The sequence below is a fragment of the Streptomyces sp. NPDC057438 genome, assembly GCF_042802995.1.
In the GTDB taxonomy this organism is placed as follows: domain Bacteria; phylum Actinomycetota; class Actinomycetes; order Streptomycetales; family Streptomycetaceae; genus Streptomyces.
Genome location: NZ_JBHVDD010000102.1, coordinates 18,941 through 32,678 on the forward strand (window position 1 = coordinate 18,941; position 13,738 = coordinate 32,678).

At 71.6% G+C, this 13,738-nt stretch carries 12 protein-coding genes; 10 read left to right on the plus strand and 2 right to left on the minus strand.

Translation table 11 applies throughout. The annotated features are described in order from the left end of the window. The first annotated feature begins 21 nt into the window (after positions 1-21). From ACFU5F_RS36490 to ilvD, 4 genes are all read left to right on the plus strand, one after another. A complete protein-coding gene (locus ACFU5F_RS36490) occupies positions 22-954 on the plus strand; it encodes a Ppx/GppA family phosphatase (protein ID WP_383897041.1) in 933 nt (310 codons plus the stop codon). A gap of 280 nt (positions 955-1,234) precedes the next feature. Further along, entirely contained in the window at positions 1,235-2,056 is an 822-nt protein-coding gene (locus tag ACFU5F_RS36495; RefSeq protein ID WP_383897044.1) for a sugar phosphate isomerase/epimerase family protein, read from the plus strand. Continuing rightward, complete coding sequence (locus ACFU5F_RS36500) at positions 2,053-2,670, plus strand: TetR family transcriptional regulator (protein ID WP_383897047.1); 618 nt, start codon at positions 2,053-2,055, stop codon at positions 2,668-2,670. Before ACFU5F_RS36495 ends, ACFU5F_RS36500 begins: the two co-directional genes overlap by 4 nt. A gap of 193 nt (positions 2,671-2,863) precedes the next feature. After that, positions 2,864-4,717 (plus strand): dihydroxy-acid dehydratase, encoded by a 1,854-nt coding sequence (gene ilvD / locus ACFU5F_RS36505; RefSeq protein ID WP_383897050.1) that lies wholly within the window; start codon positions 2,864-2,866, stop codon positions 4,715-4,717. Between the two features lie 145 nt (positions 4,718-4,862). On the opposite strand, the gene ACFU5F_RS36510 is transcribed toward ilvD, so the two are convergent. Then, positions 4,863-7,136 (minus strand): serine/threonine-protein kinase, encoded by a 2,274-nt coding sequence (locus tag ACFU5F_RS36510; RefSeq protein ID WP_383897053.1) that lies wholly within the window; start codon positions 7,134-7,136, stop codon positions 4,863-4,865. A 196-nt stretch (positions 7,137-7,332) separates the two neighbouring features. Here ACFU5F_RS36510 and ACFU5F_RS36515 point away from each other — a divergent pair, with 196 nt between their 5' ends. The 6 genes from ACFU5F_RS36515 to proC all read left to right on the plus strand — a co-directional run bounded on the left by ACFU5F_RS36515 (position 7,333) and on the right by proC (position 12,188). Beyond that, positions 7,333-7,686, plus strand: coding sequence for an SH3 domain-containing protein (locus tag ACFU5F_RS36515; RefSeq protein WP_383897055.1), 354 nt, complete (start codon positions 7,333-7,335; stop codon positions 7,684-7,686). Positions 7,687-7,987: 301 nt separating this feature from the next. Continuing rightward, positions 7,988-8,512 carry an EamA/RhaT family transporter gene (locus tag ACFU5F_RS36520; RefSeq protein WP_383897077.1) on the plus strand — a complete coding sequence of 175 codons (525 nt, stop codon included), beginning with the start codon at positions 7,988-7,990 and terminating at the stop codon, positions 8,510-8,512. Positions 8,513-8,597: 85 nt separating this feature from the next. Further along, complete coding sequence (locus ACFU5F_RS36525; protein ID WP_383897062.1) at positions 8,598-9,386, plus strand: class I SAM-dependent methyltransferase; 789 nt, start codon at positions 8,598-8,600, stop codon at positions 9,384-9,386. A gap of 220 nt (positions 9,387-9,606) precedes the next feature. Continuing rightward, complete coding sequence (locus ACFU5F_RS36530) at positions 9,607-10,479, plus strand: ABC transporter ATP-binding protein (RefSeq protein WP_383897065.1); 873 nt, start codon at positions 9,607-9,609, stop codon at positions 10,477-10,479. Continuing rightward, positions 10,476-11,264: an ABC transporter permease gene (locus ACFU5F_RS36535; protein ID WP_383897068.1), complete on the plus strand. Its 789-nt coding sequence runs from the start codon at positions 10,476-10,478 to the stop codon at positions 11,262-11,264. Before ACFU5F_RS36530 ends, ACFU5F_RS36535 begins: the two co-directional genes overlap by 4 nt. Positions 11,265-11,375: 111 nt before the next feature. Continuing rightward, complete coding sequence (proC, locus tag ACFU5F_RS36540; protein ID WP_383897071.1) at positions 11,376-12,188, plus strand: pyrroline-5-carboxylate reductase; 813 nt, start codon at positions 11,376-11,378, stop codon at positions 12,186-12,188. A gap of 12 nt (positions 12,189-12,200) precedes the next feature. Here the strand turns inward: proC and trpS are convergent, their stop codons facing one another. Next, positions 12,201-13,196: a tryptophan--tRNA ligase gene (gene trpS / locus ACFU5F_RS36545; protein WP_383897074.1), complete on the minus strand. Its 996-nt coding sequence runs from the start codon at positions 13,194-13,196 to the stop codon at positions 12,201-12,203. Between the last annotated feature and the right edge of the window lie 542 nt (positions 13,197-13,738).

The following is a 13,738-nucleotide window of genomic DNA, read 5'->3' on the forward strand; positions in this document are numbered from 1 at the left end:
GCTGGCAGTAGCGTTCCGCCCATGAGACTCGGTGTCCTCGACGTGGGATCGAACACGGTGCATCTGCTGGTGGTGGACGCACACCCGGGCGCACGCCCCCTGCCCGCGCACTCGTACAAGGTGGAGCTACGCCTTGCCCAACTGCTCGACGAGGCCGGGGCCATCAGCCCCGAAGGGGTCGAGAAACTCATCGCCGTCATCCACGAGGCGCTGCAGGCCGCCGAGGACAAGGGCGTGGAGGAACTGCTCCCGTTCGCCACCTCCGCCGTGCGCGAGGCCAGCAACGCCGACGAGGTCCTCGCCCGGGTCCAGGACGAGACCGGCGCCGAACTGCAGGTCCTCACCGGCGCCGAGGAGGCCCGGCTGACCTTCCTCGCGGTCCGCCGCTGGTTCGGCTGGTCGGCCGGCAAGCTCCTCGTCCTCGACATCGGCGGCGGCTCCCTGGAGATCGCGTACGGCATAGACGAGGAGCCGGACGCCGCCGCCTCGCTGCCTCTCGGCGCGGGCCGCCTCACCGCCGGCTGGCTGCCCGGCGATCCGGCCACCCCGGACGACGTCCGGGCGCTGCGCCGCCATGTCCGGGCCCAGATAGCCCGCACGGTCGGGGAGTTCAGCCGGTTCGGCGCGCCCGACCACGTGGTCGCCACCTCCAAGACCTTCAAGCAGCTCGCCCGCATCGGCGGCGCGGCGCGCTCCGCGGAGGGGCTCTACGTCCAGCGCGACCTCAAGCGCGAGTCCCTGGAGTCCTGGGTCCCCAAGCTCGCCGGCATGACCACGGCCCAGCGCGCCGCGCTCCCCGGCGTCTCCGAGGGCCGCGCCAACCAGCTCCTCGCGGGTGCGCTGGTGGCCGAGGCCGCGATGGACCTCTTCGAGGTCGAGACGCTGGAGATCTGCCCCTGGGCCCTCCGGGAAGGTGTGATCCTGCGACGCCTGGACCACATGGGGACGGCGTAGGCGGCAGGGGCAGGAGGGGTTCCGCCGCCGGGTGCGGGCGGGGTTGGGCTGATCGCGCAGCTCCCCGCGCCCCTGACAGCCCACGGCCCCCCGGGCCCGGGAGACGACGGGGCCGCCGGATGAAAAGCTCGGGGCGCAGCCCCGGCTTTTCAGAGGCGCGGGGAACTGCGCGAGAACCCCCCACCGGACCCGCGGCCGCCGACGCACCCCCACTCCCACGGCGCCCGGGCGAACCGCCCCCCGGCCCACCCGACCCGCCCCACCCCGTAGGCTGTGCCGCGTGGCAGAACCCGTACGGATCCCGGATGCGAAGGTCGCGCTGTCCACGGCCTCCGTATACCCGGAGTCGACGGCCACGGCCTTCGAGATCGCCGCGCGCCTGGGCTACGACGGCGTGGAGGTCATGGTCTGGACCGACCCGGTCAGCCAGGACCTGGAGGCCCTGCGCCGCCTCTCCGACTACCACCAGATCCCCATCCTCGCCGTCCACGCCCCCTGCCTGCTGATCACCCAGCGGGTGTGGTCCACCGACCCGTGGGTCAAGCTCCAGCGCGCCCAGGTTGCCGCCGAGAAGCTCGGCGCGAGCACCGTCGTCGTCCACCCTCCCTTCCGCTGGCAGCGCCAGTACGCGCGTGACTTCGTCACCGGAATCTGGCGGATGGCGAACGAGACGGACGTCCGGTTCGCCGTCGAGAACATGTACCCCTGGCGCTACCGCGACCGCGAGATGCTCGCGTACGCCCCCGACTGGGACGTGACGAAGGACGACTACCGGCACTTCACGATCGACCTCAGCCACTCCGCGACCTCCCGCACCGACGCCCTGGAGATGGTCGACCGCATGGGCGACCGCCTCGGCCATGTGCACATGGCCGACGGCAGGGGATCGGCCAAGGACGAGCACCTCGTCCCGGGCCGGGGCAGCCAGCCCTGCGCCGAACTGCTGGAACGTCTCGCCCACAGCGGTTTCGACGGCCACGTCGTGATCGAGGTCAACACCCGCCGCGCGATGTCCGCCGCCGAGCGCGAGGCTGACCTGGCGGAGGCCCTCGCCTTCACCCGGCTGCACCTCGCCTCAGCCGTGCGGATCCCGCGACCGTGACCTCGGCCACCCCCCGCCGCCGGGGCCGGCCCTCCCGTACGGAGTCGGCCGACACGCCCGCGGCGCGCGACCGTATCCTCGCCGCCGCCCGCGAGGAGTTCTCCGAACGCGGCTACGACAAGACGTCCGTCCGCGGCATCGCCAAGGCCGCAGGGGTGGACTCGGCGCTCGTGCACCACTACTTCGGTACGAAGGAGCAGGTGTTCGAGGCGTCCATCGAGGTGGCCTTCGGACCCCTCCTGAGCGCACCCGGCTCGATCGCGGAGGGCCCCCTCGACGGGGTCGGCGAGCGGCTGGCCCGCTTCTTCTTCGGAGTCTGGGAGAACCCGGCGACCCGCGCCGCGCTGCTCGCGATCGTCCGCTCCGCCGTGAACAACGAGGTCGCGGCCACCGTCTTCCGCCGTCTCGTCTCGGCGCAGCTGCTGCGCCGCGTCGCCGCCCAGCTCGACCGTCCGGACGCGGAACTGCGCGCCGAGCTGGCCGCCGCCCAGCTGGTGGGCATCGCGATGCTGCGGTATGTGATCAAGGTCGAGCCGCTGGCATCGGCGGACCCGGAGCAGATCATCAGAAGAGTGGCGCCCGTAGTGCAGGCTCATCTGACCGCGCCCCTCTAGGGGCAACGGGGCCCTATCCACGTGCGGCTCCGCCGCGTGGGCGCGAGAAGCCCCACCGGCGGGCAGCCGAAAACCGAGACCGTCATCCCGCATTCCGGACAGAGTGTCCAACCCTTGGCGCAACGGGCGTACGCTCGACTCAGTCAGAAGTCTCTGATCGCAGTCTCAGAAGGTCTCTGAAGGAGCGAGCGCGATGCCCGAGCTGAGGTCCCGCACAGTCACCCACGGCCGCAACATGGCGGGCGCCCGCGCCCTTATGCGCGCCTCCGGTGTACCGGGCGCGGACATCGGCCGCAAGCCGATCATCGCGGTCGCGAACTCCTTCACCGAGTTCGTGCCGGGCCACACCCACCTCCAGCCGGTGGGCCGCATCGTCAGCGAGGCGATCCGCGAGGCCGGCGGCATCCCGCGCGAGTTCAACACGATCGCCGTGGACGACGGCATCGCGATGGGCCACGGCGGCATGCTCTACAGCCTCCCCTCCCGCGACCTGATCGCGGACAGCGTGGAGTACATGGTCGAGGCCCACTGCGCCGACGCCCTGATCTGCATCTCCAACTGCGACAAGATCACCCCGGGCATGCTGAACGCCGCCCTGCGGCTCAACATCCCGACCGTCTTCGTCTCCGGCGGGCCGATGGAGTCCGGCCGGGCCACCCTGGTCGACGGCACGGTCCGTACGCTCGACCTGGTCGACGCGATCTCCGACGCGGTCAACGACAAGATCTCGGACGAGGACATCCTCCGTATCGAGGAGAACGCCTGTCCGACCTGCGGTTCCTGCTCCGGCATGTTCACCGCCAACTCGATGAACTGCCTGACCGAGGCCATCGGCCTCTCCCTCCCCGGCAACGGCTCGGTCCTGGCGACCCACACGGCCCGCAAGCAGCTGTACATCGACGCGGCCCACACCGTCATGGACATCACCCGCCGCTACTACGAGCAGGACGACGAGACGGTCCTGCCGCGCGCCATCGCCTCGTTCGCGGCCTTCGAGAACGCCATGGCCCTCGACATCGCCATGGGCGGCTCCACCAACACGATCCTGCACCTGCTGGCCGCCGCCCAGGAGGCGGGCGTCCCCTTCGGCCTCGACGAGATCAACGCGGTCTCGCTGCGCGTGCCGTGCCTGGCCAAGGTCGCGCCGAACGTCGCCAAGGACCGCACGTACTACATGGAGGACGTGCACCGCGCCGGCGGCATCCCGGCCCTGCTGGGCGAACTGCACCGCGCGGGCCTGCTCAACGAGGACGTGAACTCCGTCCACAGCCCCTCCCTCGCCGACTGGCTGAAGACCTGGGACGTGCGCGGCGGCTCCCCGTCCCCGAAGGCCGTCGAGCTGTGGCACGCGGCCCCCGGTTGCGTCCGCTCCGCCGAGGCGTTCTCCACGTCCGAGCGCTGGGACACCCTGGACGAGGACGCCGAGGGCGGCTGCATCCGCTCCGCCGAGCACGCCTACTCCAAGGACGGCGGCCTCGCGGTCCTCAAGGGCAACCTCGCGGTCGACGGCTGTGTGGTGAAGACGGCCGGCGTCGACGAGTCGATCTGGACGTTCGAGGGCCCGGCGGTCGTCTGCGAGTCGCAGGAGGAGGCCGTCCAGAAGATCCTCATGAAGGAGATCAAGGAGGGCGACGTCGTCGTCATCCGCTACGAGGGCCCCAAGGGCGGCCCCGGCATGCAGGAGATGCTCTACCCGACCTCGTACCTGAAGGGCCGCGGCCTCGGGAAGTCCTGCGCGCTCATCACCGACGGCCGCTTCTCCGGCGGCACCTCGGGCCTCTCCATCGGCCACGCCTCGCCCGAGGCGGCGGGCGGCGGCACGATCGCCCTCGTCGAGGACGGCGACCGCATCCGCATCGACATCCCGAACCGTTCGATCGAGCTGCTGGTCGACGACGCCGAACTGGCCCGCCGCGAGCAGGCCCTGGGCGGCGTCTACGCCCCGAAGAACCGGGAGCGCAAGGTGTCGGCCGCGCTGCGCGCCTACGCCGCGATGGCCACCAGCGCCGACAAGGGCGCGGTGCGGGACGTCAGCAAGCTGGGCTGAGCACCACCGCGCAGACGCGAGCCCTGCAGGCGCGGAGACAGCGTGCCGAGGGCCGTCCCCCAAGATCCCCAAGATCCCAAGGGACGGCCCTCGGCCATGACGTCACCCGCCCCGGCCCCACCGTGACGGGCGGAGGGACAGAGGGTCACCAGCTTCCCGGATCGCTCCCGTCCAGCCCGAGCACCGTCCCGTCGAGCGCGCCCGCGCAGACCCGGCCGTCGATGACCACGGGCTCGGGCAGTGCGGGGGAGACCCGGCCCGGGTCCCCGAGCCGCGACGGAGTGTCCCCGCTGATCCGGCCCTTCCGCAGGTCCACCGCGAGCAGCCGCCCGTCGGAGGCGGTGAAGTACAGATGCCGGTCGTCGGCGACCGGTGCCGAACCCCGCGCGACGCCCGTCTCCGACCGCCACAGCTGCCGACGGGCCTTCATGTCGACGGCCGCCAGGGCACCCCCCGCGCCGCTGAGCAGGTACACGACGTCGCCCCGCACGACCCCGCGGGCCTGCTGGAGCGGCACGGGCAGGGCGACCCGGACCGTCCTCCCGGTGCCGGGGTCGTACCGGACCACGCCGACCGTGTCCTCGTAGCTACCGCCGATCGCGGTGAGGAAGACGGAGCCGTCCGCGGCCCCCGTCAGTTCCAGACGGCCCCGCAGCCGGGCGTCCCAGCGGACGTCCCCCGACGCCGGGTCCACCGCGGTGATCCGCGTCCGCGCCCCCGCCCCCTGGCCGGTGACATACGCCAGGTACGCCGACCGGTCCCCGTCGAACGACGTGAAGTACGCCTCCGGCTGCCCCGGGATCCGGCCGCTCCACCGCGTGTCCCCGGTGGCTCCGTCCACCCCGGTGACCGTCCCGTCGGCAGCGGTCAGCAGCAGCATGCCGCCCGCGTAGTGCCTGCCGCCGTACGTGGAGACGTCCCGCTCCCACCGCACCTCGCCGGTCCCGGCGTCCAGCGCCAGGGCCCGGCGGTTCTCGTCCGTCAGCACCTGCACCAGCCCGCCCGACACGACGGGCGGCTCACTCGTGCCGAGCGCACCCGCCCCGCCGACGGTGTACCGCCACAGCACGCTGCCGTCCGCCGGATCCAGCGCGGAGACCAGCCCCGGCTGCGCGCACAACAGCCTTCCCGCTCCGTACGAGCACTGCGGCGCGCTTTTCTTCTTCGCCGCCGGCCTGGTGGTCCAGGTTTCGAGGGCGGGAGCGGCGTCTGCCGCGCGACCGGCCCGGGGCGAGACCGTACCCCCGTCCGGTCGCCCGCCCTCGCTTCCCAGGGCCCGCACGGAGGCGAACCCCCCGGCCGCAACGAGCACCACCGAGGCGGCGACCAGCACGGCCCGCGTACGCGACCGGCCCCCGAACCTGCCCCCGAACCGACCGCCGCCCCGGCTCCCGCGCTGCCCACCTCGCCTGTCGCCGACATCAGTGCCGGTACCTGTGCCCGACTCCGCCTTGCCGGCGCCGGAGTCGGAGTCGGCTTGGGCTTTCGACCCGGTGTCCTCGTCCGTGGTCCGGGACGCGCCCGGCGACGACACCCAACCCGTGCCTTCCCGCTCCCGCTGGGTCGTGATGAAGGTCTGTGTGTCGTACGAGGCGGCCACGGACCGGAGCTCGTGCATCAACTCGTCCGCCGTGGGCCGGTCCTCGGGCTCCTTGGCCAGGCAGGCGCGGACGAGAGGCGCGAGGTTCTCGGGTACGCCGGTGAGGTCCGGCTCGTCGTGGACCACCTGGTAGGCGACGACATAGGGACTGTCGGAGTCGAAGGGCCCGCGCCCGGTGGCAGCGTGCACGGTGACCGAACCGAGGGCGAAGATGTCGGCGGCGGGCCCGACCTCCCGCGGCCGCCGGAACTGCTCGGGGGCCATGAACGGCGGCGTGCCGATCAACTTCCCCGTCTCGGTGCGCAGTTCGCTGTCCTTCGGCCGGGAGATACCGAAGTCGATGACCTTGGGGCCGTCCTCGGCGAGCAGGACGTTGCTGGGTTTGAGGTCCCGGTGCACGACACCGGCGCGGTGGATGTCCCGCAGCGCCTCCGCGAGCCCGGCCATGAGCCGCCGCAACTGCCCCGGCGGCATGGGCCCGTTCCGCTTGACGTGCTCGGCGAGGGTCGGGCCGGGGATGAAGAGGGTGGCCATCCAGGGCCGGGCGCTGTCGGTGTCGGCATCCACGACCGGTGCGGTGAAGGCACCGCTCACTTGCCGGGCGGCGGCGACCTCCTGTCTGAAACGCCCTCTGAACTCGGGGTCCTTCGCGAACTCGGCGTGCACCACCTTCACCGCGAGCCGCAGGCCGGACGTGGAGGCGGCCAGGTGGACGACGCCCATGCCACCGGACCCCAGACACGACTCCAGGCGGTACTGGCCGGCGTACTCGGGAAGTTCCGCTTCCGCTCCCGACCCGGTGCCGCGCTGCGGTGCCATGGGTCCACCCCCGTGCTGTTTCGGCCGCTCGCGCGACGTTCGGAGCCTAGTCGATGACACGAACGGGACAGAGGCGGCTTGCTAGCCTGCCCATGCGAAAAACGCACAGGTGTGCGTGTCCTGAATCAGGGGTATCAACGGGTCCCCACGCCGTGCGTGGGGACCAAACGGGGTTTCAAACGGGGGGAGTTCAGCCATGTCTGTCGACCATGTCGAAGAGATCGCGGAGGACGGCGAGGGGGAGCGGACCGGTACGGCACCGGGAGGGGTTTCGGCCACCGCCGCGACGGTCACGGCAGCCGTCCGTCGCTACTCGGTCGCGCCGGGCGTCCGTCTCAACGTCCGCAGCGGCCCGAGCACCAGCTACGGCATCGTCCGCGTCCTCGCCGAGGGCGCCACGGTACCGATCTACTGCCAGACCCCGGGCCAGACCATCTCCGGCCCCTACGGCACGACGAACGTCTGGGACAACATCGACGACGGCCAGTACATCTCCGACTCCTACGTCTACACCGGCAGCGACGGTTACGTAGCGGGCCGCTGCGGCTGACCCGGCCCACCCGGGGCCGGGGCGACCGGCCCGGGGCGGCTCCGACCGCTCCAGGCCGCGGCCCCGCCCCGGCGGCGCCGGATCCGACGGCACCACGAGGTGTACGACGCGGTGACACGACGTGCCGGCGTGACGCGCCGGCACGGAGATCGCCGCGATACCCGCGCGGGTATCGCGGCGAGGTCACCCGCCGCCGTCGGGGGCGCCCCGATGCCGCCACACGCCCGCTCCCAGCCGGAGCGATAATCGACCCGTGAGCGACAAGGCGAAGCACGACCAGACAGGGCAGGGGCAGGGACAGGTGCCGCAAGGAGCGCAGGCACCGCAGGACAGCCAGGCGGCCGTCGCCGCCACCCCGGCGACCCCCACGGGCCCCTGCCCCGAACCCATCCGCTTCTTCGGGACGACCTGGCTGGATCACGACGGCACCTACACGGCTCGCCGGGCGGCCGCCACCGCCGGCTCGCTCGCTGCCCTGGCCGTCTCCTGTCTGGTGCTGCGCCTGGCCTATGACGGCCTGCAACTCGCGGCGGTCGGCGGGTTCGTCAGCATCCTGCTCGTCGTCATGTTCGCCGTCTGCAGCGCTCTGGCCTTCGGTCACACCTGGGGTGCCTTCAGCAAGCGCCCCGACCCGGCCCGCCACTCCTCCCTGCGCGGCCTCCTCACCATCGGCTTCCTCGGCTCCCTCACCGCCTACTTCCTCCGCTCCCTCAAAGAGGCCCCGGGCGAGGCCCTCCACCGCGGGGAGTACACCGAGGCCCGTCGGCAGTACGAGCGCCGCACGGCCAAGCGCACGAGGAACCCGGCAAAGCGCCGCCGCCCCTGACCAACCGGCACGGCACCCCGCCGGGGGAGGCGACTCCCTTCCCGACCCCTCCCCCACGCCACCCCGCCGCGCCACTATGTCCCCCATGACCACCTCCCGCCCCCACGCCTCCCACACCGCCCGAGCCCACTCGTTCAACGCCGCCGCGGCCCAGTACGCGGCGAACCGCCCCTCCTACCCGCCCGCCCTCTTCGACACCATCGAAGCCCTGGCCTCGCGTTCCCTCCACGGTGCCCGCGCCGCGGACGTCGGAGCGGGCACCGGCATAGCCACCGCCCTCCTCCACACCCGCGGCGCCGACGTCCTCGCCGTGGAACCCGGCGCAGGCATGGCCGCCCAGTTCCGCCGCACCCACCCTCACATCCCCCTGGTCCGAGGCGACGGCAACGCCCTTCCCGTCGCCACCGCCTCCACCGACCTCCTCACCTACGCCCAGTCCTGGCACTGGACCGACACCACCCGCTCGGTCCCGGAGGCCCTTCGCGTGCTCCGCCCCGGCGGCGCACTCGCGCTCTGGTGGAACACCGCCGCCGTCGACGTCCCCTGGATCGCCGAGGCCACCCACCGCATCCACCGCTTCCTCGGTGTGGACCCCGCCACCCCGATCGAGAAGAGCAGCTCCGGCGCGCCCGCCGCCCTGGCCGACACCGCCGACCGCCTCGACTTCACGCGCCGCCAGATCCGCTGGAGCCGCAAGGTCCCCCTGGACACCCACCTGGCCAACATCGCCAGTCACTCGGGGTTCCTGGTCCTCGGCGACGAGGCCACCTCCAGGTTCCTCACCGAGGAACGAGCCCACCTGCGCAGACTCTTCCCCACCGAAACCGTCGAAGAGACCTACGACGTGGACCTCCTGGTGGCCATCCGCGACTGAACCAGCCCCCTCCACCGACCCACCCCTCTCGCTCCGCCCCGCCGGGTCAGTCTCAGCTCCCGGAAGCCCCCGCCCCTCCAGCGAGCGCCCGCGAACGCCCTCTCGCGCCCGCTCGCCCTTCCGCCTGCCCGCGCACGGGACCCCGCCCCGGGACCCGTCCGCGCAGAACCCACCCCCTCGCTGACTTGACGTCCCCACCGCCCTGCGCAATATTCATCACATGATGAATAACTCCGGGAGTGAGCCTCCACCCCAACCCGCCACCTCACCCAGCCCCGCCGCCGGCCCCGCGCCCCTCCCCGCCATCCACGCCCAGAACCTCACCGTCGCCCGAGGCCCGCGCACGGTGCTCCGCGGCCTCGACTTCGCCGTCCCCCAGGGCCAGATCACCGGTCTCCTCGGCCCTTCCGGCTGCGGTAAATCCACCCTGATGCGAGCGATCGTCGGCACCCAGGCCAAGGTCACCGGCACCCTGGACGTCCTCGGCCGTCCCGCGGGCGACGCCACCCTCCGCTCCCGCATCGGCTACGTCACCCAGGCCCCGTCCGTCTACGACGACCTGACCGTCACCCAGAACCTCGCCTACTTCGCCGCGATCCTCGACCCCGGCCGCGCGGCCGCCGCCCACCGCCACGAGAACGTCGCCCGGGCCATCGCCGACGTCGACCTCACCGCCCACGCCGACGCCCTCGCCGGCAACCTCTCCGGGGGCCAGCGCAGCCGCGTCTCCCTGGCCGTGGCCCTCCTCGGCACCCCCGAACTGGTGGTCCTCGACGAACCCACCGTCGGCCTGGACCCCGTCCTCCGCCGCGAACTGTGGGCGCTCTTCCACACCATCGCCGACGAGCGCCGGGCCACCCTCCTGATCTCCTCCCACGTCATGGACGAGGCCGAGCGCTGCCACCGTCTCCTCCTCATGCGCGAGGGCCGGATCCTCGCCGACGACACCCCCGAGGCCCTCCGCACCCGCACCCACGCGGACACAGTCGAAGAGGCATTCCTCCGCCTGGTCGACGAGGCCAAGGCAGCCGAACCCACCGCGACCGCGCCCAGCGCCACGACCGACACACACCACAAGGAGCCGGCGCGATGACCACCGCGACCCCGTCCACGCCCCCCGCGGCCCCCCGCCCCAGGGCCCTCAGCTACTCCCGCACGACCGCCACAGCCGCCCGGGTCCTCCGCCAACTCGGCCACGACCCCCGCACGATCGCCCTGCTGATCCTCATCCCGTGCGTGATGCTGTTCCTGCTGCGCTATGTCTTCGACGGCAGCCCGCGCGTCTTCGACTCCATCGGCGCCTCACTCCTCGGCATCTTCCCGCTGATCACGATGTTCCTGGTGACCTCGATCGCGACCCTGCGCGAACGCACCTCGGGCACCCTGGAACGCCTGCTCTCCATGCCTCTCGGCAAGGGAGACCTCATCGCCGGCTACGCCCTCGCCTTCGGCACCCTGGCGATCATCCAGTCCGCCCTCGCCACGGGCCTGGCCGTCTGGTTCCTCGACCTGGACGTCATCGGCTCCCCCTGGCTGCTCCTGATCGTCGCCCTCCTCGACGCCCTGCTGGGCACCGCTCTCGGCCTCTTCGTCTCGGCCTTCGCCTCCTCCGAGTTCCAGGCCGTCCAGTTCATGCCGGCCGTGATCTTCCCCCAGCTCCTCCTCTGTGGCCTGTTCACCGCCCGCTCCGACATGCACCCCGCCCTGGAAGCCATCTCCAACGTCCTCCCCATGTCCTACGCCGTCGACGGCATGAACGAAGTCCTCCTCCACACCGACATGACCGCCACCTTCGTACGCGACATCGCGATCGTCGCCGGCTGCGCCCTCCTGGTCCTCACCCTGGGAGCGGCCACCTTGAGGCGCCGGACGACCTGATGCCCGCCACACCACCCGGTCGACGTCCCGCCCACCGGACACGCCGACCGAACGCGCACCCCCGGTGCGAGGATGACCCCAGGACGACACACCCCGGAGGGCACCCGCACCATGAGCCAGAAAGTCGCAGTCCTCGGCACCGGCAAGATCGGCGAGGCCCTGCTCAGCGGCATGATCCGAGCCGGCTGGGCGCCCGCGGACCTCCTGGTCACCGCCCGCCGCCCCGAACGCGCCGAAGAACTCCGCACCCGCTACGGCGTCACCCCGGTCAGCAACGCCGAGGCCGCGAAGACCGCGGACACGCTCATCCTCACGGTCAAGCCTCAGGACATGGCCACCCTCCTCGACGAACTCGCCCCGCACACCCCCGCCGACCGCCTGGTCGTCAGCGGCGCGGCAGGCATCCCCACCTCCTTCTTCGAGGAGCGCCTGGCCGCAGGCACCCCCGTCGTCCGTGTCATGACGAACACCCCCGCCCTCGTGGACGAGGCCATGTCCGTCATCTCCGCCGGCAGCCACGCGAGCGAGGCCGATCTCGCGCACGCCGAGGAGATCTTCGGCGCCGTCGGCAAGACCCTCCGCGTCCCCGAGTCCCAGCAGGATGCCTGCACCGCCCTCTCCGGCTCCGGCCCGGCGTACTTCTTCTACCTGGTCGAAGCCATGACCGACGCGGGCATCCTCCTCGGCCTGCCCCGGGACAAGGCCCACGACCTGATCGTCCAGTCCGCCATCGGCGCGGCCACGATGCTCCGCGACAGCGGCGAGCACCCCGTGAAGCTCCGCGAGAACGTCACCTCTCCCGCCGGCACGACGATCAGCGCCATCCGCGAACTCGAGAACCACGGAGTGCGCGCCGCACTGATCGCCGCGCTGGAGGCCGCCCGCGACCGCAGCCGCGAACTGGCCTCCGGCAAGAAGGACTGACGACCCGATCGGTCAGCCGGCCAGCAGACCGATCGCCCGGTACGCCTCATCCACCCTCGGCCGAGCCATCCCTCTGGCCTTCTCCGCACCCAACCGCAGCACCCCCTCCACATACGCAGGCTCCGCGCACAACTCCTTGTGCCTCGCCTGTACGGGCCTGAGGAGCTCGACCACGGCCTCTGCGGTGTCCTTCTTCAGCGCGCCGTACGATTCATATACACCGCTCAGGTCCTCGGGGTTCCCACTCTCACAGGCAGCGAGGATCTCCAGCAGGTTCGCGAGACCCGGTCGCTTGTCCGGGTCGTAGACCACGTCCCGCCCGCTGTCGGTCACGGCCCGCATGACCTTCTTCCGCACCACGTCCGGCTCGTCCAGCAGATAGACGATGCCCGGCCCGACGTCGTCGGTCTTCCCCATCTTCGACGTCGGATCCTGCAGGTTCATCACCCGGGCCCCGACCCGCGGACGCGTGGCCCGCGGCACGACGAACGTGTGCCCGTACCGCTGGTTGAAGCGCACCGCCAGGTCCCGGGTCAGCTCCACGTGCTGTGTCTGGTCATCGCCCACGGGCACCTCGTCCGTCCCGTACGCCAGGATGTCGGCCGCCATCAGCACGGGATAGGTCAGCAGCGACAGCCGGACACTGCCTCCCCGCTCCCGCTCCCGCGCGGCCTTCTCCTTGTACTGGATCATCCGGCGCATCTCGCCGTCCGTGGCCACGCACTCCAGCAGATACGACAGCCGCGCGTGCTCGTCCACATGACTCTGCACAAAGACGGTGCACAGCTCCGGGTCGAGCCCCGACGCGAGCAACAGGGTCGCCGCCTGCCGGGTGAGCCGACGCACCCGCGCCGGATCGTGGTCCACGGTCAGTGCGTGCAGGTCCACCACACAGAACAACGCGTCCGTCCGGTGCTGGTCGACCTCGGCCCACCGCCGCACGGCCCCCAGGTAGTTCCCCAGTGTCAGATGTCCCGTCGGCTTGATGCCGCTGAAGACCCGTGTCATCTCTCCACCTCCTGATCAGGACCGCCGCCGCCGGCCGGCCGCTCCTCAGAAGGGAGATACGAGAACGGCCGCCGGGGGCGGCGGCCGTCGAGTACATACGTGTGTACGGCCGCCGTCAGGCGGCCCACCACTGCTGGTGACACGTACGCGTAGTCATGCGGGCCAGGCTACGCCGCACAGGACCGCACGGCAGCCAGTTGACACACCCCGAGTCGATACGTAATGTTCTCCGGGCTGTCCGACGTGAGCGCCGACCACGGTCGGTCCCCGGACAGCCATTCCGCAGGTAACCAACCATCATCGACGACCTGTCGTCGTGTCATTGGCATGTGTATTTGCGAAATGAGGAATCCGCGTTCGAAAGGACGCAGCCCCCGATTAGCTCGGGAGCGAGGAATCCGCTAAAGTCTCACTCGTCGGAACGGTCCAACAGCCGTGAAGACAACACCCGCTGACTGGGAATCAGGCCCGAAAGGATCTGATAGAGTCGGAGTCGCCGGAAAGGGAAACGCGAAAGCGGAAACCTGGAAAGCACCGAGGAA